Below are 17,431 nucleotides of genomic sequence, written 5' to 3'. Positions count from 1 at the left end.
CGCGATGACGTACCGCGTCAGCTTCGTCTGCACCGGGAACATCTGCCGTTCGCCGATGGCCGAATCGGTCTTCCGCGCGCGGGTGGCGGAAGCCGGGCTCGACGGCCTGGTCGAGGTCGACAGCGCGGGCACGGACGGCTGGCACGACGGCGACGGCGCCGACCCGCGCGCCGTCGCCGTCCTGGAGGAGCACGGCTACGGCACCGACCATGCCGCCCGCCGGTTCCAGGCCTCCTGGTTCTCCCGCCTGGACCTCGTCATCGCCCTCGACTCCGGCCACCGCAAGACCCTGCGCCGCCTCGCCCCGACCGAGGAGGACGCCCAGAAGGTCCGCCTCCTTCGCTCCTACGACCCGGACGCCGGCGACGACCTCGACGTACCGGATCCGTACTACGGGGGCATGGACGGCTTCGAGGAGTGTCTTGAGATGGTGGAGGCGGCGAGCACGGGACTGCTCGCCGCGGTGCGTGAGGAAGCGGAAGGACGAGCGATATGAGTGATTCCGCTACGGGCGGAGGCATCGGGAGCGGCGGCGGGGACGGCACGCGCGCGGTGCGGGCCGGTCTGCCCGAGCCGGTCAAGTACGAACCGACACTTCCCGGGCCGGTGTTCGCCGCGCACTTCCATCTCCCGGGTGAGGCGACGGGCCCGTACAAGTACGGCCGCGACGAGAACCCGACCTGGACCCACCTGGAGCGCGCCATCGGCGAGCTGGAGGCGCCCGGGCAGGACGGCGTCGAGACGCTCGTGTTCGCCTCCGGCATGGCCGCCATCTCGTCGGTGCTCTTCTCCCAGCTGCGCGCCGGCGACGCGGCCGTCCTGCCCGACGACGGCTACCAGGTACTCCCCCTGGTGCGCGAGCAGTTGGAGGCGTACGGCATCGAGGTGCGCACCGCGCCGACCGGCGGGGACGCCCAGCTGGACCTCCTCGACGGCGCCAAGCTGCTGTGGCTGGAGACCCCGTCGAACCCCGGGCTCGACGTGTGTGACGTACGGCGGCTGGCCGAGGCGGCACACGCGCGTGGCGCTCTCGTGGCCGTCGACAACACCCTCGCCTCGCCCCTGGGGCAGCGCCCGCTGGAACTCGGCGCCGACTTCGCCGTGGCGAGCGGCACGAAGCAGCTCACCGGGCACGGGGACGTCCTCCTCGGGTACGTCGCCGGGACCGACGCCGCCGCGATGGCCGCCGTACGGCGCTGGCGCAAGGTCGTCGGCGCGATTCCCGGGCCCATGGAGGCCTGGCTCGCGCACCGTTCGATCGCCACGCTCCAGCTGCGGGTAGACCGGCAGAACGCCACCGCGCTGATCCTCGCGAAGGCCCTGCGCGAACGGACCGACGTGACGGGCCTGCGTTATCCGGGGCTGCCCGACGACCCCTCGTACAAGATCGCCTCGCAGCAGATGCGGCGCTACGGGTGTGTGGTTTCGTTCACGCTGCCCACGCGCACGCGTGCCGAGCGTTTTCTCGACGCACTGCGGCTCGTGGACGACGCGACGAGCTTCGGCGGGGTGCGCTCCACCGCCGAACGGCGGGGACGCTGGGGAGGGGACGCGGTACCGGAGGGCTTCGTTCGTCTCTCGGTCGGTGCCGAGGACCCCGAGGACCTGGTGGCCGATGTGCTGCGTGCGCTGGACGAGTCGGCGCGGTGACCGCTTTACGTACCGCCGGTCGGTGTCCGGCTACGCACAACGGACGGTCCGAGCCTCCCCCCTCGTGGCTCGGACCGTCCTCGGTTCTGCGCGCGAAGAACCGCGCGCACAAGGCTAGTTGACTCTGTGTCAGTGTCCAATCACAGTAGCGACAGCGACCTATCGACTTATTTATAGTTGGGCCCTGCCCGGGGCCGGAGGAAGGGTGGGGAAAGGAGCGTGCGTGCCATGGATCTGGCCTTGCTGCGCACCTTCGTGACCGTGCACCGGGCCGGCTCCTTCACCCGTGCCGCAGCTCTGCTCGGTCTCTCGCAGCCGGCGGTGACGTCCCAGATCCGCACCCTGGAACGGCAGTTGGGCCGCCCCCTGTTCCTGCGCCAGGCCCGCGGGGTCACCCCCACGACCATGGGCGACGAACTCGCGCACAAGGCCGCACCCCATCTCGACGCCCTCGTGGAGATAGCCGAGACGGGCCCCGACAACGACGCCTCGCTGCGCACCCTGCATCTCGCCGGACCCCCCGAGTTCATCGCCGAGCGGGCGCTGCCCGCGCTCACGGAGCTGACCGGCGACGACGGCCAGGGCTTCGCGCTGCGGGCGTCCTTCGGGAACGCCGAGGAGAGCCTGGAGGGACTGGCCGCCGGACATCATGATCTGGCCATCAGTACGGCCCGTCCGCGAGGTGCTCTACTCACCGCGACAACGCTCTGCGACGAGGAGCACGTCCTGATCGCCGCCCCGCACCGGGCCGAGCAGCTCGACTCCGCGAGGCTCGGCCCCAAGGACGCGCCCGCCCTGGACGAGCTCCCCGTGATCGAGGTCCACGAGTCACTGCCCTTCGTCTCCCGGTACTGGGCCTCTGTCTTCGACTCCCGCCCACCCGCGCCGGGCACCGTGATCGTGCCGGACCTGCGTGCGGTCCTCGCCTGCGCGACCGCGGGCGCCGGGCTCGCGGTGCTGCCCCGCTATCTGTGCGCCCTGGCACTGAAACGCGGCGAGGTCGTCCCGCTCCACGAACCCGCGGTTCCGCCGCTGCGGACGTATTTCCTGGTGGTGCGCACCGGCACTCTCGCGATGCCGCACATCGCCCGCGCCCACGAGTGGCTCCAGCGGGCTGCCGCCCACTGGGGCTGACCAGGTACTTTGTCGGCGTTCCGTAGCGAACCCGCTGGTTCCACGTGAAACATCACGCTCCGAGTCGTCAAGGTGACGTCGTGCGATGTTTCACGTGGAACCAGCCGGGCCACATTCCTCCCATGACCGTCCGACCCGTGGTCAAGCGCACCGCACGTGCCGTTCTCCTCGACGGCGACGCCCTGATCCTCATCAAGCGCACCAAGCCAGGTGTCGATCCCTACTGGGTCACGCCCGGTGGCGGGGTCGAACCCGGGGACACCACCGTCGTCGACGCCCTGCACCGGGAGGTGTACGAGGAACTCGGCGCCAAGATCACCGATGTGGTGCCCTGCTTCGTGGACACCGTCGAGCACATCGGCGCGGACGCGGCCTCGACCGGCGTCAAGGTGCAGCACTTCTTCGTCTGCCACCTGGAGTCCATGGACCCGGCGCTACGCCACGGCCCCGAAGTGGACGAGCCTCTCGGCGAGTACGAGATCGTCAGAGTGCCGTTCACCCGGGTGGGCATCGCGTCCGTCCACCTCGTGCCCCTGTCCCTACGGCACTACCTGGACGGCAACATCGAAGGGGTCCTCGCGATGCACGCCCCCGACCTGGGCTGACGCCTCCGGCACCGGGTCAGTCCCCGGCGGCCACCAACTCCTCGACCGAGTCATGCCGTATGCGCTCCGAAGGGAAACCGGCGTCCCGCAGCGCGTCGACACCGCTGCGGATCATTCCGGGCGGACCGGAGACGTAGGCGTCGTACTCGTTCCACGGTCCGTACGTGCGTATGGCATCAGGGAGTTGGAGGTTCCCCTGCCGGTCGACGATCGGCCGGAGCGTGAGCCACGGATGCGACTGCTGGAGCCTGAGCATCGTGTCGATGTCATAGAGGTCGTGGTCGGTGCGGGCGCCGTAGAACACCTCCACCGGTCGCCGCTCGCCGCGTTCGGCGACGTCCTCGACCAGTGCCTTGATCGGCGCTATGCCGGTGCCGCCGCCGACGCAGAGCAGTCCACTGTCGGTGGTGTGGTCCACGGTCATCGAGCCGGCCGGCGGCCCGAGCCGGATGACGTCACCGGGCCGGGCGCGGTGCACCAGGGCGTTCGAGACCCAGCCCGCCGGGACGGCCTTCACGTGGAAGGTCAGCAGCCCGTCCGAGCGGGGCGCCGAGGCGAAGGAGTAGTGCCGCCAGATCCGCGGCCACCAGGGCGTCTCCAGGCTCGTGTACTGCCCGGCGAGGAAGGGATAGGGCTGGTCCGGACGGAGGGTGACGACGGCGACGTCCCGGGTCCTGAGGTCATGGGTGACGACCTCCGCGTGCCACCAGGCCGGGGCGCGCAGTTCGTCCGCCGCGGCCGCGTCGATCATGACCTGCGAAATCGTCGTGTACGCCCGTACCCAGGCCGCCTCCGTCTCCGGGTCCCAGACGGCGGAGGCGTACTTGTTCAGCGCGCCGATGAGGCACTCGCCGACGGCCGGGTAGTGCTCGGGCCGGGTGCCGTACTTGCGGTGCCCGCGGCCGAGGTTCTGCAGATACGCGACGAGGACCTCGGTGTTGTCGATGTGCTCGGCGGCGGTGAGCAGCGCCTTGAGCAGCCGGTCCCGCTGGGTGTCCATCGCGGCCGGGAACAGCGACCGCAGCTCGGGATGGCGCACGAAGAGCAGCGCGTAGAAGTACGAGGTGACTTTGTCGGCCACCGGGCCGACTTCGGTCATGGTCCGGCGGATGAGTACGGCGTCCGGCGAGGCCTTCTCGGTGGCGGGGCCGGATGAACGCTGAGCGGGCAGGCGCACGGGTACGGGGGCGGCTGGGGGTGCCTCGGCGACGGTCTGAGCGGGTGCGGCGGGCTGCGGTGCGAGAGGCGCGGGGGCTGCCGGCGCGGGGGCGGGAGCCATGGGCTGGGCGGGGGGAGCCATGGGCTGGACGGGAGTTGAGTGCTGCTGGACGGTCACGGCCAACGGTATTCGCTCCTGCCCTGGCGCTACGTCCCGCTGAGCGACGTGCCCGTCCGGATGGGACGTGCCAGCGTCGCCACCCGGAGCCGGTGGAGTTGATGGCGCCGTTTCGCCAGCTGAGCCCGCTGGAGCCGAACTCTCCGTGGGCGAAGGCTTTTTGCTCCCCGCTGCCGCGCCCCTGCGAACTGGACGCAACACGGCCGGACGCCGTCCCGCCGCCCTCCCACGCTCTTCGCCCGGAGGCACCTCCGGCTGCTTGCGCGGAGTGAACCAGCCGCCTCCGCCGCTGCCGCCGGACGTGCCGTTGTCGGCCGACGCGGTGGTCGGAGCGTCCATGGTGTGCCTCGCCTCGAACATCTTTCGGTCGGTCTGCGCGCTTCCTCAGCCGGAACCTTCGTGCGTTCCGCGCGGACGGCTTGTTTCTCCCCGTTCGGTCAAGCTGCCGATACAGCCATATCCAACCCACATTCGCACTGCGTACGGACAAGTAAGGCGAGAGTGTGACATTGCCCGCAGTACTCTCGCGCGGCGTCCAGATCCGGACAAGAACCGGAGTCGACCCTACCGGCCCGTGCTCCGCACACAAATGCCGCCTCACTCCCCCGCGAACAAGGGGAGGGGCGAACCATCGATTCCCTCAACTACCGGGCGCCGCGCACCAATTCGTAGGCATCCCACAGATCACGCCCCTCATAGGAATGGGTCGCGAGGCCTGACAGATGCCGATCCGCGTTGACCGCGACGGAGACGGGCACGGCTCCGAACAGGTCCTTGTCCGACATCGAGTCGCCGTACGCGACGCAGTCCGCCCTCGTCACCCCGAACTCCTCACACAGCCGATCCGCGATCACCACCTTGGCAGCGGAGTTGAGAACTCCGCCCAGGTCCATGGACGGCGCGGTGAACGGCACGGCGGGGAACAGCGATCCGTGTGCCGCGTGGGCACCCCAGCCCGTGAGCCGTTCCACAAAGAAGGAGGGCGAGAGCGATACGACGGCGCAGTATTCGCCGGCACTCCTGATCTCGGCCCAGACCTCACGGATACGCGCCAGCCAAGGGGCCTCTTCGAAGGCCGCCGCCACATGCGCCTCGGTGAGCTCCGCCCACAGTGTGTACACGCGGGTTGCATACTCCGGTGGCCCGATCAACCCGGCCGAGATCGCCTGCTCGAGTTCCACCGTCTCGGATTCCAGACCGAGTTGACGGGAGATCTCCAGGGGCGCGCTGGTTCCGTGCAGCAAAGTGCCGTCGAGGTCGAAGAGATGAAGTCTCACCATGAGCCACGAGGTTAGTGGGCGGACCTGTGGCACCGTCCGCGAGGCCGCCGGATGCTCGCCGTTCGCCGGTGTTTCACGTGAAACATCCGGCTTCTGTCGGTACGTTGTGCCGCTGATCACGACATGGCCAAAAGCACGTACGTCTCACCGGAAACAGGTGGACGCCGACAACGCACGTCAGACAGCCTGACCTGCGTGCCGACTCCTTCCCTCGCCGCTCTGCCCATCCGCCGGCTGACGCTCCGCGATCGCCTCGCCTGCGCCGACTTGTCCGAGGACCGGGGGTGGCCACGCGAGGAACACAAGTGGGGCTTCCTCCTCAGCGCCGGGAAGGGCTACGGCATCGACGCTCCGGAGGGCGGCCTCCTCGCGGCATGCGTCACCACGGAGTACGGCCCACAGGACCGTCCGGATCTGGTTGCGATCGGCATGGTTCTGGTCGCCGAGCGGTACGCCCGTCAGGGCGTGGGACGCCGGCTGATGCAGCACCTGGTCTCGGCGATGGGCACCACACCACTGACCCTGCATGCGACGCCGTACGGCCGCCCGCTCTACGAGGAACTCGGCTTCAAGGCGACCGGCCGAGCCGAGATGCTGCTCGGGCACTTCACACCTGACGCATCGGAATCCGGGATCGCCACCCGTGCGGCCACGGCCGAGGACCTCACCGGCATCCTGCGCCTGGACGAGGCGGTGTTCGGCACCGATCGCACGCCCCTCATCGCGCGACTGCCCGCTTTCGCCGATCAGTTGAGGGTGGCGGAGGAGAACGGCCGGATCGTCGGCTACGCGGCCGCCTGGCCCAACATGGACACCCAGGTCGTGGGCCCACTGATCGCACAGGACACGGATACGGCGAAGGCCCTCCTCGCATCGCTCGCCGCCCGCACCGACCGTCCCCTGCGCACCGACATCGACGTACGCCACGAAGACCTGCTGTCCTGGGCGAAGGAACGCGGCCTAGTCTCCTCCGCCTTCAACACCGTGATGACGTACGGCATCGCGGAGCTGCCCGGCGACTGGACACGACGGTTCGCTCCACTCACGGTCGCGGCCGGCTGACAGCTTCCGGGTACGAGGAACGCCGGCTCCCGACCTGTTCGGGAACCGGCGTTGCCGTCATCGCCAAACGTCAGGCAAGCGTCTCTACGGCCGCCTGGGCGAAGCCGTGGTCCTGCGCGGGCGCACCGCCACCGATACCGATCGCTCCGATCAGCCGGCCCTCACGGTGGACGGGGATGCCGCCCGCGATGAACAGCAGCGGCCGGTCGAGCGCGGTGGGCAGGGTGTGGAAGAGGCCTCCGGGCTGGACGGCGTCGACGAGGTCGGCGGTGGGCGCGTTCAGCTGAAGTGCGGTGTACGCCTTGCGGGTGCTGGTCTCCCCGGAGATCAGCACGGCCTGGTCGTCCCGCCGGAAGGCGAGCAGATGGCCGCCCGCGTCCAGCACGGTGATGCTCACGGTGACTCCGGCGGCCTCCGCGGCACGACGGGCCTCGGCGACGAGCGCTTCGGCGTCCTGGATGGTCAGCGGGGCCACGGCGGTAGTGGTGCTCATCAGGGTTTCTCCTTGCGTGTGTTGCTGTTTCAGGTGTTGGTCAGATGGCCGAGACCGCCTGTCGGTCGGACGGCCGAGGTCGGCGCAGGTGCATGGGGACGGCCCTGGCCCCGCGTCTCCCCGCTCCGGCCTGGCGGGGTCAGTGGTGGACAGCGGCCCGCTGCTCACTCGGCGTACCGGCCGCGACGACGGCGCCACGGGCGCTGGTGCGGCGCTCCAGGGCGGCCGAGAGGATCGCGAGGACCAGGGCGGCCGCGGCGAGGACGGCGCCGACCCAGTTGGGGGCGGTGTAGCCGAAGCCGGCCGCGATGACGATGCCGCCGAGCCAGGCGGACAGCGCGTTGCCGAGGTTGAAGGCGCCGATGTTCACGGCGGAGGCCAGCGTCGGGGCACCGTGTGCCTGGTCGAGGACCCGCTTCTGCAGCGGCGGCACGGTGGCGAAGCCCAGGGCACCGATGAGGGCGATGGTGACGGCTGCCGCGATCTTGTTGTGCGCGGTGACCGTGAAGAGCGCGAGCACGACGGCCAGGGCGCCCAGCGAGACGTACAGCATGGGCATCAGGGCGCGGTCGGCGAACTTGCCGCCGACGAGGTTGCCACCGACCATGCCGAGGCCGAAGAGGACGAGCAGCCAGGTGACGGAGCCGTCGGCGAAGCCGGCGACGTGGGTCATCATCGGCGCGATGTAGGTGATGGCCGCGAAGACGCCGCCGAAGCCGAGGACGGTCATCGCCATGGCGAGCAGGACCTGGGTGTTCTTGAAGGCGGCCAGTTCGTGCCGCAGTCGTACGCCCTCGGGCTTGGGCAGGTCGGGCACCAGCTTGGCGATACCGGCCAGGCCGATCACACCGAGGCCCGCGACGATGGCGAAGGTGACGCGCCAGCCGACGGACTGCCCGACGAGGGTGCCCAGCGGGACGCCGATGACATTGGCGACGGTCAGTCCGGTGAACATCATCGCGATGGCTCCGGCCTTCTTGTCCGGGGCGACCAACTCGGCCGCGACGACCGAGCCGATGCCGAAGAAGGCACCGTGGGCGAGCGAAGCGACCACGCGGCGGATCAGCATCACGGAGAAGCTGGGGGCGACGGCAGAGAGCAGGTTGCCGAGGATGAACAGGCCCATCAGCAGCATCAGCATCCGCTTGCGGGGCACCTTGGTGCCGAGCACGGTCATCAGCGGAGCGCCGATCACCACACCCAGCGCGTAGCCGGTGACCAGCAGTCCCGCGGTGGGGATGGAGACCCCGAAGTCACCCGCGACCTGGGGCAGCAGCCCCATGATCACGAACTCGGTCGTTCCGATTCCGAAGGCCCCGATCGCGAGGGCCAGAAGCGCGAGAGGCATGTGGAGGTACCCTTCCCAGAAGATTGCAGGAGCGCTTTGCGTGCGTTCACAATAGTTGCAGACGCGGGCTATATGCAAGCGCGGACTATTTCACCTGTGCTCTATCCTGGGTTCAGCCGTTCCGGGACGGAGGAAACGCCAATGACAGCGACGGACCCCGCACTCACCGCCCTCGCCCAGGGCTGGTGCGCCCTTTCCCTTCTGCACGGGGGGATCGAGACGCACATCGAGCGCGCCCTGCAGGCCAAGCACGACCTGAGCATGCGTGAGTACTCGCTGCTCGACGTGCTCAGCCGACAGCACGACGGTGACGGGGGCCATCTGCAGATGCGGCAGGTCGCCGACGCGGTCGTCCTCAGCCAGAGCGCCACCACCCGGCTGGTCACCCGGCTCGAGGACCGCGGCCTGCTCGCGCGCTACCTGTGCCCGACCGACCGACGGGGCATCTACACGAACGTTTCCGAGGCAGGCCTCACGCTGCTCGAAGAGGCCCGCCCGACCAACGACACCGCCCTGCGCGAGGCACTCGACGCAGCGGCCACGAACCCCGAACTGGCGCCACTGGTCCGGGTCGTGGAGTCGATGAACGTGCCCGCGTAGGTCCGGCCCGCACCGCACCCCTCTGCCTAAGGTGTGGCCATGGGAGATCTTGAAATACGGGCCGCAGTCACCGAGGACGTCCCCGCCATCGTCGCCATGCTCGCCGACGACACCCTGGGTTCCGAGCGCGAGTCACCGGACGACCTGACGCCCTACCTGGCCGCGCTGGACCGCCTGGCCGCCGACCCGAACCAGCATCTCGTCGTCGCCGTGCGTGAGGGCCGCGTCGTCGGCACCCTCCAGCTCACCGTCATTCCGGGGCTGTCCCGCAAGGGCGCCACCCGCTCGATCATCGAGGCGGTACGCATCCACGCGGACGAGCGGGGCAGCGGCCTGGGTACACAGCTCATCGAGTGGGCGATCGCCGAATCGCGCCGCCAGGGCTGCCAGTTGGTTCAGCTGACCTCTGACGTCACCCGTACCGACGCCCACCGGTTCTACGAGCGGCTCGGCTTCACCGCCTCACACGTGGGCTTCAAGCTCCCGCTCTGAAGAAGGCGAGGTGTCCTGCCGATAGCGGGAGGCGACATGTTTCACGTGAAACACGACGCCTCCCCGGCTGCAGCGGCTAGCGGATCCCCCGCCATCCCTCCGGGTCCACCCCGCCCGGCACAGAACCGCTCTCGTCGTACGGCTGACGCGTGAAGACGAACGATCCGAGGTCGAGGTGGGTCAGGGAACCGTCCGGGCGCCGTACGGGCCGTAGGAGCTCTCCGGCGTAGTAGCCCTCCAGGCCGGTCCAAGTGCCGTCACCGTTGGCCCGGAAACGCGAACGGCGGCCGCTGCCTGCCAGCGGTTCCAGTGAGGCCCCGCCGTCAGCGGTCAGCCGCAGGGCGAAACCGTGCGTGCCCCAGTACCACTGACCCGCCAACTCCAGTGCCTCGACGTCGATTTCGGGCATCGGGCGCCATGGCTCGGGAATCCGCGGCTCGGCCTCGGCGACGATCCGGACGAGATCGGCGCCCACCGATGACAGCAGGGGACCCGAGGTGCAGTTGGCCAGCACGACGGCCGCGACGTCGTCGGCCAGGCTGATGGTGAGATTCGCCAGGAAGCCGGGCAGCGATCCGGAATGGCCGACGAGCAGCCGGCCATCGCGGTGCTGGATCTGTAGGCCGAGACCATAGGCGGCACCGTCCACGACGTCGGCCGCCTCGGCCGGTGCCGCTGGGGTCCGCATCTCCCGTACGGACTCCGCGCTCAGAACCCGGTCGTCTCCGTTGGCCAAGAAGATGGCGAACCGCGCCAAGTCGCCGGTGGTGGACCAGAGTTGACCGGCCGGTGCCATACGGCCGAGGTCCTCAGCGGGTTCCGGCAGCAGCGCATCGGCCCACGGATGCACCGCCCAGCCACCCGCGTGCGGCGCCTGCGGCTGAGCACTCGTACGGCCGAGGCCCAGGGGTTCGAGCACTTCCCGCCGGAGTACGTCCTCCCACGGCGCACCGCGCAGCTCCTCCACGAGCGCGCCCAACACCGTGTAGCCGGGGTTCGAATAGTGGAACCGGCGGCCGACCGGATGCAGCAGAGGCTGGTCACCCAGCACATCGCGGAGCTCCGGACGCAGGGAACCCGGCGTCCGCTCCCACCAGGGCTCGGGCGATTCGGCCGCCAACCCGCCTGTGTGCGCGAGCAGTTGGGCGATGGTGGCCTCCCCCGCGCCGGTGCCCGGCAGATGCTTCTCCAGCGGGTCACCGAGGTCGAGGACGCCCTCGTCGCGCAGCCGCAGGACCAGGACGGCGGTGAACGTCTTGGTGATCGAGCCGATCCTGTACTGCACGTTCTCGTCCGGCCCGTGCCCGTCCACCGAGGTCCGCGCGCCGTGCCACACCGCCCGCCCGCCCCGCACCACCGTCGCGACCAACGACGGCGCCCGCCCGTCGGCCTGGGCCACGGCGATCCGATGCAGCAGCGCCCGGCGCGTACCGGGAAGCAAGTCGTCCTGAGATGTCGTCATGCCCCCAGTCCATCCGGCGGGACGGCCGTACGTCGAGCACATTTCTCAGGACACGGCACCGGAGCAGCCGTCGGCAGTCGCCACAGGCTCTCGCCACTCGTGACATGTCGATCTTGCGTGACCTGGACGTTCTCGGCGGGCTCACGGCCTTGTCACCCATGACCGGCCTCAAATCCGTGGCATTTCCTCGCGAGGTCGAGGTCGAGGTCGAGGTCGAGGTCGAGATCAGGCGGCTTGTCCGAGTCGGCCGAGTACACCACGCTGAGCCCCGAGCACCAGGACTACCGGCGAGCCCAGATCGCGCACCGATGAGTTTCCCGCGCCGCTCTGGTCCATACACCGGACACCCACGGACGGAAGGCTGGGCCATGCGGAAACTGATCTACGGCATGAACCTGACCCTGGACGGCTACATCGCCGCGGCCGGCGACGACATCGGCTGGAGTGGACCGCCGAGCGACGAGCTGTTCCAGTGGTGGCTCGACCACGACCAGGCGACTGGCCTTTCGCTGTACGGGCGCAAGCTGTGGGAGGCGATGAGCTCCTACTGGCCCACCGGTGACCAGCAGCCCGACGCCACCCCGGCGGAGATCGAGTTCGCGCGGAACTGGCGGGACACACCAAAGGTGGTGTTCTCCTCGACGATCGACAAGGTCGACTGGAACACCCGCCTGGTCACCGGTGACGCGATCGCCGAGATCACCCGGCTCAAGGCCGAGGACGGCGGCCCGATGAGCATCGGCGGCGCGACGCTCGCCGGGGCTGCCATGCGCGCCGGGCTGATCGACGAGTACGTGATCGCCACCCATCCGGTCCTGGTGGGCGGCGGCACACCGTTCTTCACCGCGCTGGACAGCTGGGTGAACCTGAACCTGGTGGAGACGCGGACGCTTTCCGGCGGCGTGGTCCTGACCAGGTACGAGACGAGGCGCTGAGCAGCAGCACCCACGCGACTGCGAGTCTCATGGCAGTGGCATTCCTGCCGTCCATCTGCCAACTGCCGTGAGATTCTGCCAAGTCTTTTGGGACCCGCCATCCGTTGCCGTCAGGTCACGTCTGAGCCATGTCCACGAAGCGTGAGTAGTGGCCCTGGAAGGCGACGGTGATCGTCGCCGTCGGGCCGTTACGGTGCTTGCCCACGATGATGTCGGCCTCGCCCGCGCGCGGGGACTCCTTCTCGTACGCGTCCTCGCGGTGCAGCAGGATGACCATGTCCGCGTCCTGCTCGATGGAGCCGGACTCACGCAGGTCGGACACCATCGGCTTCTTGTCCGTGCGCTGCTCGGGACCACGGTTCAGCTGCGAGAGCGCGATCACCGGGACCTCCAGCTCCTTGGCCAGGAGCTTGAGGTTTCGGGACATGTCCGAGACCTCCTGCTGACGGCTCTCCTGGCGCTTGGAGCCACCGGCCTGCATCAGCTGCAGATAGTCGATGATCACCAGCTTGATGTCGCTGCGCTGCTTGAGCCGACGGCACTTCGCGCGGATCTCCATCATCGACAGGTTCGGTGAGTCGTCGATGTAGAGCGGTGCCGACGACACCTCGGGCATCCGGCGCGCCAGCCGCGTCCAGTCCTCGTCGGTCATGGTGCCGGAGCGCATGTGGTGCAGGGCGACACGGGCCTCGGCGGACAGCAGGCGCATCGCGATCTCATTGCGCCCCATTTCGAGGGAGAAGATCACGCTCGGGAGGTTGTTCTTGATCGACGCCGCGCGGGCGAAGTCGAGCGCGAGTGTGGACTTACCCATGGCGGGACGGGCCGCGATGACGATCATCTGGCCCGGGTGCAGACCGTTGGTGAGCGAGTCGAGGTCGGTGAACCCGGTGGGCACACCCGTCATCTCGCCGCTGCGTGAGCCGATCGCCTCGATCTCGTCGAGCGCGCCCTCCATGATGTCGCCGAGCGGAAGGTAGTCCTCGCTGGTCCGCTGCTCGGTGACCGCGTAGATCTCGGCCTGGGCCCGGTTGACGATCTCGTCGACGTCGTCGTCGGCCGCGTATCCCATCTGGGTGATGCGGGTGCCGGCCTCGACCAGGCGGCGCAGGACGGCGCGCTCGTGGACGATCTCCGCGTAGTACTCGGCGTTCGCCGCCGTGGGAACGGTCTGGACGAGCGTGTGCAGATACGATGCGCCGCCGACCTTGTTGATCTCACCGCGCTTGGTGAGTTCGGCCGCGATGGTGATCGGGTCGGCCGGCTCGCCCTTGGCGTAGACGTCGAGGATCGCCTGGTAGATCGTCTCGTGCGCGGGTTTGTAGAAGTCGTGGCCCTTGAGGACTTCGACGACGTCGGCGATGGCGTCCTTGGACAGGAGCATGCCGCCGAGCACGGACTGCTCGGCATCGAGGTCCTGCGGCGGCACGCGTTCGAAGGCCGAACCCGCGCCCTCCCACTCGCCGCCCTCCCTGCCGCGGTCGTGCTGTTCGTCCCGGCCGCGGCCTCCCTCACCTCGTCGTCGGGAAGCGGGCAGACGATCACTTGGACCGCTCTCGGCCCACGGGTCGTCCAAGGGCTCGGAAATACTCACCGAGCCACCTCCTCCCGTCCGTCGAGCGGACCTCGCCGTGCCCCTTATTTCTACGGCACGGCACTGACAAATGAAGCGCCCAACTCCGGTACGGGCGCGTCGGTTTTGTGATGTTTCTCAGGCCGACACAGGGAGCAGGCGCCGGTCCACCGTAGGCCCGCGGGCACCGTCAGCCAATCTGGTTATCCACAGGCCATGTGGACGACGGCCCTGATGCTGTGGAGAACCTGCCAAAACCTGTGCACGACCCGGTGGACAGCCCTGTGAACAAGACCTCGCCACTTCCATCGCAACCAATCTGACCTGCATCTTTCCCATCCACCGGCTGTGCAGAAGAAAAACTTTCCACATCGGACCAAGATCGCTTCGAACAGTGCGCGAGAGGACACGAGGCGAGATCGGAGGTAAGGGTCACAAAGCAATTGCATCTCTTACCTGTGGACGATTAGATTAGTGCTCATGACACAGGCTCCCGCGGCCACCAAGGCCACCCGACGACAGCACGACCGAGAGATCGTCACGCTGGCCGTCCCGGCCTTCGGCGCACTCGTCGCCGAGCCCCTTTTCGTCATGGCCGACAGCGCGATCGTCGGCCATCTCGGCACGGCACAACTCGCCGGACTCGGAGTGGCATCCGCCCTCCTGATGACAGCCGTGAGCGTCTTCGTCTTCCTCGCCTACGCCACCACGGCGGCCGTCGCCCGACGCGTCGGCGCGGGTGATCTCCAGGCCGCCATCCGCCAGGGCATGGACGGCATCTGGCTCGCTCTGCTGATCGGCGCCACCGTCATAGCCGTCGTCCTCCCTTCGGCACCCGCCCTCATCGACCTCTTCGGCGCCTCGGACACCGCCGCCCCCTACGCGACGACCTATCTGCGAATCTCCTCCATCGGCATACCGGCCATGCTGATCGTCCTCGCGGCCACCGGAGTCCTGCGCGGACTCCAGAACACCAAGACACCGCTCTACGTCGCCGTCTCAGGCTTCGTCGCCAACGGCATCCTCAACGTAGGCCTCGTCTACGGCGCCGACCTCGGCATCGCCGGTTCCGCCTGGGGCACCGTCATCGCCCAATGGGGCATGGCTGCCGTGTATCTCGTCGTGGTCATCCGCGGAGCCCGCCGACACGGCGCCTCTCTCAGCCCGGACGCCTCGGGGATACGCGCCTCGGCCCAGGCCGGCGCGCCTCTCCTCGTGCGCACGCTCTCCCTGAGAGCGATCCTCCTGATCGCCACAGCCGTCGCGGCCCGCCTCGGGGACGCCGACATCGCCGCGCACCAGATCATCCTGTCCCTTTGGTCTCTGCTGGCCTTCGCACTCGACGCCATCGCGATCGCGGGCCAGGCCATCATCGGTCGCTACCTCGGCGCGAACGACCCACAGGGCGCCCGAGCCGCATGCCGTCGCATGGTGCAGTGGGGGATCGCCGTCGGAGTGGTGCTCGGTCTCCTGGTGATCCTGTCCCGCCCGCTTTTCCTCCCTCTGTTCACCAGTGACCCCACCGTCAAGGACACCGCCCTCCCCGCCTTGATCATGGTGGCCCTCTCACAGCCGATCTGCGGTGTCGTCTTCGTCCTGGACGGAGTGCTGATGGGTGCGGGAGACGGGCCGTATCTCGCAGGCGCGATGGTGGTGACCCTGGCCGTCTTCGCTCCAGTGGCCCTGCTCGTACCAACCCTCGGCGCCGGACTGACCGCACTTTGGGGAGCGATGACCCTGATGATGGCGGTGCGCATGCTGACACTCCTGCTGCGTGCCCATTCGGGACGCTGGGTCGTCACGGGCGCGACCCGCTGACCGTTTCACGTGAAACACCGCGCACTGTCATGTTTCACGTGAAACATGAGCGCCGTAGCGCCGCCCCCGAATGCACAACCATGGGCCAGACCGCGTCTGATCCCGAACCCACCACAGGGACCGTGTCCCGTCCCGAACACAGCAGAGGGGCCACACCCCAACGGGTGCGGCCCCTCTCTCAGCTGTGCCGAGTGCAGCGATCAGGCTGCGATGACCTCGATGTTGACCTTGGCGGCAACCTCGGGGTGCAGACGCACGGACGTCTCGTGGGCGCCCAGGGTCTTGATCGGGGCAGACAGCTCGATGCGACGCTTGTCGACCTCGGGGCCACCGGAAGCCTTGATCGCGGAAGCGATGTCGGCCGGGGTGACGGAACCGAAGAGACGACCGGCGTCGCCGGAGCGGACGGCCAGACGAACCTTGACACCCTCGAGCTGGGCCTTCACGGAGTTGGCCTGCTCGATGGTCTGGATCTCGTGGATCTTGCGAGCACGACGGATCTGCTCGACGTCCTTCTCGCCACCCTTGGTCCAGCGGATAGCGAACTTCCGCGGGATCAGGTAGTTGCGAGCGTAACCGTCCTTGACGTCGACGACGTCGCCCGCGGCACCGAGGCCGGAGACCTCGTGGGTGAGGATGATCTTCATTAGTCGGTCACCCTTCCCTTATCGCGCGGTGGAGGTGTAGGGCAGCAGCGCCATCTCACGGCTGTTCTTCACAGCCGTGGCGACGTCACGCTGGTGCTGCGTGCAGTTGCCGGTCACGCGGCGGGCACGGATCTTGCCGCGGTCGGAAATGAACTTCCGCAGCATGTTCGTGTCCTTGTAGTCCACGTACTGGACCTTGTCCTTGCAGAATGCGCAGACCTTCTTCTTCGGCTTGCGCACAGGCGGCTTCGCCATGGTGTATCTCCTGTGTGATCAAGAAGTGTGGGTACGACCCACCCTCGGCCCGAAGGCCTAGAAGGGGGGTTCGTCCGAGTAGCCGCCGCCACCGCCACCGCTGGCGCCGCCGGAGTTTCCACCCCAGCCGCCACCGCCGCCGCCCTGGTTTCCACCGGCAGGAGCGCCGGTGGCCCACGGGTCGTCGGCGGGAGCGCCGCCGGCCGGCTGACCGCCGCCGGAGTTTCCACCCCAGCTGCCGCCACCCTGACCGCCGCCACCGCCACCGCCAAAGCCGCCGCCCTGGCCACCGCGAGCGCCACCGGCGGTCTTGGTGACCTTGGCAGTGGCACTGCGCAGGCTGGCGCCGACTTCTTCGACGTCCAGTTCGTAGACCGTGCGCTTGACGCCCTCACGGTCCTCGTAGGACCGCTGCTTCAGCCGGCCCTGCACGATGACGCGCATGCCTCGCTGAAGCGATTCCGCGACGTTCTCCGCCGCCTGACGCCAGACCGAGCAGGTGAGGAAGAGGCTTTCGCCGTCCTTCCACTCGTTCGTCTGGCGGTCGAAGGTGCGGGGAGTGGACGCGACACGGAACTTCGCGACCGCCGCACCGGACGGGGTGAAGCGCAGCTCGGGGTCGTCGACAAGATTGCCGACGACCGTGATGACGGTCTCGCCTGCCATGGGGGAACCTCTCGGCGGGTTTGCTGCTGGCTGCTTGGTGCTGCTACTCGAATCCCGAGACCAGCTGAGCTAGAT

General features: G+C 68.7%; 18 protein-coding genes. 9 read left to right on the top strand and 9 right to left on the bottom strand.

Going from position 1 to position 17,431, the window contains the following annotated elements; translation table 11 throughout:
• The first annotated feature begins 4 nt into the window (after window positions 1-4).
• The 4 genes from OG714_RS26115 to OG714_RS26100 all read left to right on the top strand — a co-directional run bounded on the left by OG714_RS26115 (window position 5) and on the right by OG714_RS26100 (window position 3,389).
• Window positions 5-496, top strand: a complete 492-nt coding sequence (locus OG714_RS26115; RefSeq protein WP_406124509.1) for a low molecular weight protein-tyrosine-phosphatase — start codon at window positions 5-7, stop codon at window positions 494-496.
• The gene (locus tag OG714_RS26110) at window positions 493-1,650 is read left to right on the top strand and encodes a cystathionine gamma-lyase (protein WP_406124508.1); all 1,158 of its coding nucleotides are present in this window, start codon (window positions 493-495) and stop codon (window positions 1,648-1,650) included. Before OG714_RS26115 ends, OG714_RS26110 begins: the two co-directional genes overlap by 4 nt.
• 228 nt (window positions 1,651-1,878) lie before the next feature.
• Window positions 1,879-2,784, top strand: a complete 906-nt coding sequence (locus tag OG714_RS26105; protein ID WP_406124506.1) for a LysR family transcriptional regulator — start codon at window positions 1,879-1,881, stop codon at window positions 2,782-2,784.
• A 122-nt stretch (window positions 2,785-2,906) separates the two neighbouring features.
• Window positions 2,907-3,389, top strand: a complete 483-nt coding sequence (locus tag OG714_RS26100) for an NUDIX domain-containing protein (protein ID WP_406124504.1) — start codon at window positions 2,907-2,909, stop codon at window positions 3,387-3,389.
• Window positions 3,390-3,405: 16 nt separating this feature from the next.
• Here the strand turns inward: OG714_RS26100 and OG714_RS26095 are convergent, their stop codons facing one another.
• Both OG714_RS26095 and OG714_RS26090 read right to left on the bottom strand, forming a co-directional pair.
• The gene (locus OG714_RS26095; protein WP_406124502.1) at window positions 3,406-5,064 is read right to left on the bottom strand and encodes a globin domain-containing protein; all 1,659 of its coding nucleotides are present in this window, start codon (window positions 5,062-5,064) and stop codon (window positions 3,406-3,408) included.
• Between the two features lie 305 nt (window positions 5,065-5,369).
• Window positions 5,370-6,005: an HAD family hydrolase gene (locus OG714_RS26090; protein ID WP_406124500.1), complete on the bottom strand. Its 636-nt coding sequence runs from the start codon at window positions 6,003-6,005 to the stop codon at window positions 5,370-5,372.
• Between the two features lie 195 nt (window positions 6,006-6,200).
• Between OG714_RS26090 and OG714_RS26085 the strand changes: the two genes are divergently transcribed.
• Complete coding sequence (locus OG714_RS26085; RefSeq protein WP_406124498.1) at window positions 6,201-7,067, top strand: GNAT family N-acetyltransferase; 867 nt, start codon at window positions 6,201-6,203, stop codon at window positions 7,065-7,067.
• Window positions 7,068-7,137: 70 nt separating this feature from the next.
• Here OG714_RS26085 and OG714_RS26080 read toward each other — a convergent pair whose 3' ends face one another.
• Window positions 7,138-7,560: a heme-binding protein gene (locus OG714_RS26080; protein WP_406124497.1), complete on the bottom strand. Its 423-nt coding sequence runs from the start codon at window positions 7,558-7,560 to the stop codon at window positions 7,138-7,140.
• Between the two features lie 139 nt (window positions 7,561-7,699).
• Window positions 7,700-8,908, bottom strand: a complete 1,209-nt coding sequence (locus OG714_RS26075; RefSeq protein ID WP_406124495.1) for an MFS transporter — start codon at window positions 8,906-8,908, stop codon at window positions 7,700-7,702.
• A 141-nt stretch (window positions 8,909-9,049) separates the two neighbouring features.
• Between OG714_RS26075 and OG714_RS26070 the strand changes: the two genes are divergently transcribed.
• Window positions 9,050-9,508 (top strand): MarR family winged helix-turn-helix transcriptional regulator, encoded by a 459-nt coding sequence (locus OG714_RS26070; RefSeq protein ID WP_406124493.1) that lies wholly within the window; start codon window positions 9,050-9,052, stop codon window positions 9,506-9,508.
• Between the two features lie 39 nt (window positions 9,509-9,547).
• Complete coding sequence (locus OG714_RS26065; RefSeq protein WP_406124491.1) at window positions 9,548-10,000, top strand: GNAT family N-acetyltransferase; 453 nt, start codon at window positions 9,548-9,550, stop codon at window positions 9,998-10,000.
• A gap of 76 nt (window positions 10,001-10,076) precedes the next feature.
• Here the strand turns inward: OG714_RS26065 and OG714_RS26060 are convergent, their stop codons facing one another.
• Window positions 10,077-11,462 carry a serine hydrolase domain-containing protein gene (locus OG714_RS26060; RefSeq protein WP_406124490.1) on the bottom strand — a complete coding sequence of 462 codons (1,386 nt, stop codon included), beginning with the start codon at window positions 11,460-11,462 and terminating at the stop codon, window positions 10,077-10,079.
• A 368-nt stretch (window positions 11,463-11,830) separates the two neighbouring features.
• On the opposite strand from OG714_RS26060, the gene OG714_RS26055 reads away from it, so the two are divergent.
• Window positions 11,831-12,397 (top strand): dihydrofolate reductase family protein, encoded by a 567-nt coding sequence (locus OG714_RS26055; RefSeq protein ID WP_406124488.1) that lies wholly within the window; start codon window positions 11,831-11,833, stop codon window positions 12,395-12,397.
• Window positions 12,398-12,512: 115 nt separating this feature from the next.
• Here the strand turns inward: OG714_RS26055 and dnaB are convergent, their stop codons facing one another.
• A complete protein-coding gene (gene dnaB, locus OG714_RS26050; protein ID WP_363094731.1) occupies window positions 12,513-13,991 on the bottom strand; it encodes a replicative DNA helicase in 1,479 nt (492 codons plus the stop codon).
• A 459-nt stretch (window positions 13,992-14,450) separates the two neighbouring features.
• Here dnaB and OG714_RS26045 point away from each other — a divergent pair, with 459 nt between their 5' ends.
• Window positions 14,451-15,788: an MATE family efflux transporter gene (locus tag OG714_RS26045; protein ID WP_406124486.1), complete on the top strand. Its 1,338-nt coding sequence runs from the start codon at window positions 14,451-14,453 to the stop codon at window positions 15,786-15,788.
• A gap of 200 nt (window positions 15,789-15,988) precedes the next feature.
• Here OG714_RS26045 and rplI read toward each other — a convergent pair whose 3' ends face one another.
• The 3 genes from rplI to OG714_RS26030 are packed head-to-tail and all read right to left on the bottom strand — an operon-like array spanning window position 15,989 to window position 17,356.
• On the bottom strand, window positions 15,989-16,435 hold the full coding sequence (rplI, locus tag OG714_RS26040) for a 50S ribosomal protein L9 (protein ID WP_019073380.1): 447 nt from the start codon (window positions 16,433-16,435) through the stop codon (window positions 15,989-15,991).
• Between the two features lie 18 nt (window positions 16,436-16,453).
• Window positions 16,454-16,690, bottom strand: coding sequence for a 30S ribosomal protein S18 (gene rpsR, locus OG714_RS26035; RefSeq protein WP_006381652.1), 237 nt, complete (start codon window positions 16,688-16,690; stop codon window positions 16,454-16,456).
• 57 nt (window positions 16,691-16,747) lie between these two features.
• On the bottom strand, window positions 16,748-17,356 hold the full coding sequence (locus tag OG714_RS26030) for a single-stranded DNA-binding protein (protein ID WP_266859286.1): 609 nt from the start codon (window positions 17,354-17,356) through the stop codon (window positions 16,748-16,750).
• Window positions 17,357-17,431: the final 75 nt, after the last annotated feature.

This window comes from Streptomyces sp. NBC_00989 (assembly GCF_045162655.1).
Classification (GTDB): Bacteria; Actinomycetota; Actinomycetes; order Streptomycetales; family Streptomycetaceae; genus Streptomyces.
The sequence above is the reverse complement of the archived record's forward strand: the minus strand, read 5'-3'. Positions and strand labels throughout refer to the sequence as shown.

Coding starts and splice junctions, on each gene's coding strand:
- OG714_RS26115 (WP_406124509.1), top strand. CDS start 5: ATGACGTACCGCGTCAGCTTCGTCTGCACCGGGAACATCTGCCGTTCG.
- OG714_RS26110 (WP_406124508.1), top strand. CDS start 493: ATGAGTGATTCCGCTACGGGCGGAGGCATCGGGAGCGGCGGCGGGGAC.
- OG714_RS26105 (WP_406124506.1), top strand. CDS start 1,879: ATGGATCTGGCCTTGCTGCGCACCTTCGTGACCGTGCACCGGGCCGGC.
- OG714_RS26100 (WP_406124504.1), top strand. CDS start 2,907: ATGACCGTCCGACCCGTGGTCAAGCGCACCGCACGTGCCGTTCTCCTC.
- OG714_RS26095 (WP_406124502.1), bottom strand. CDS start 5,064: ATGGACGCTCCGACCACCGCGTCGGCCGACAACGGCACGTCCGGCGGC.
- OG714_RS26090 (WP_406124500.1), bottom strand. CDS start 6,005: ATGGTGAGACTTCATCTCTTCGACCTCGACGGCACTTTGCTGCACGGA.
- OG714_RS26080 (WP_406124497.1), bottom strand. CDS start 7,560: ATGAGCACCACTACCGCCGTGGCCCCGCTGACCATCCAGGACGCCGAA.
- OG714_RS26075 (WP_406124495.1), bottom strand. CDS start 8,908: ATGCCTCTCGCGCTTCTGGCCCTCGCGATCGGGGCCTTCGGAATCGGA.
- OG714_RS26070 (WP_406124493.1), top strand. CDS start 9,050: ATGACAGCGACGGACCCCGCACTCACCGCCCTCGCCCAGGGCTGGTGC.
- OG714_RS26065 (WP_406124491.1), top strand. CDS start 9,548: ATGGGAGATCTTGAAATACGGGCCGCAGTCACCGAGGACGTCCCCGCC.
- OG714_RS26060 (WP_406124490.1), bottom strand. CDS start 11,462: ATGACGACATCTCAGGACGACTTGCTTCCCGGTACGCGCCGGGCGCTG.
- OG714_RS26055 (WP_406124488.1), top strand. CDS start 11,831: ATGCGGAAACTGATCTACGGCATGAACCTGACCCTGGACGGCTACATC.
- OG714_RS26045 (WP_406124486.1), top strand. CDS start 14,451: ATGACACAGGCTCCCGCGGCCACCAAGGCCACCCGACGACAGCACGAC.
- rplI (WP_019073380.1), bottom strand. CDS start 16,435: ATGAAGATCATCCTCACCCACGAGGTCTCCGGCCTCGGTGCCGCGGGC.
- rpsR (WP_006381652.1), bottom strand. CDS start 16,690: ATGGCGAAGCCGCCTGTGCGCAAGCCGAAGAAGAAGGTCTGCGCATTC.
- OG714_RS26030 (WP_266859286.1), bottom strand. CDS start 17,356: ATGGCAGGCGAGACCGTCATCACGGTCGTCGGCAATCTTGTCGACGAC.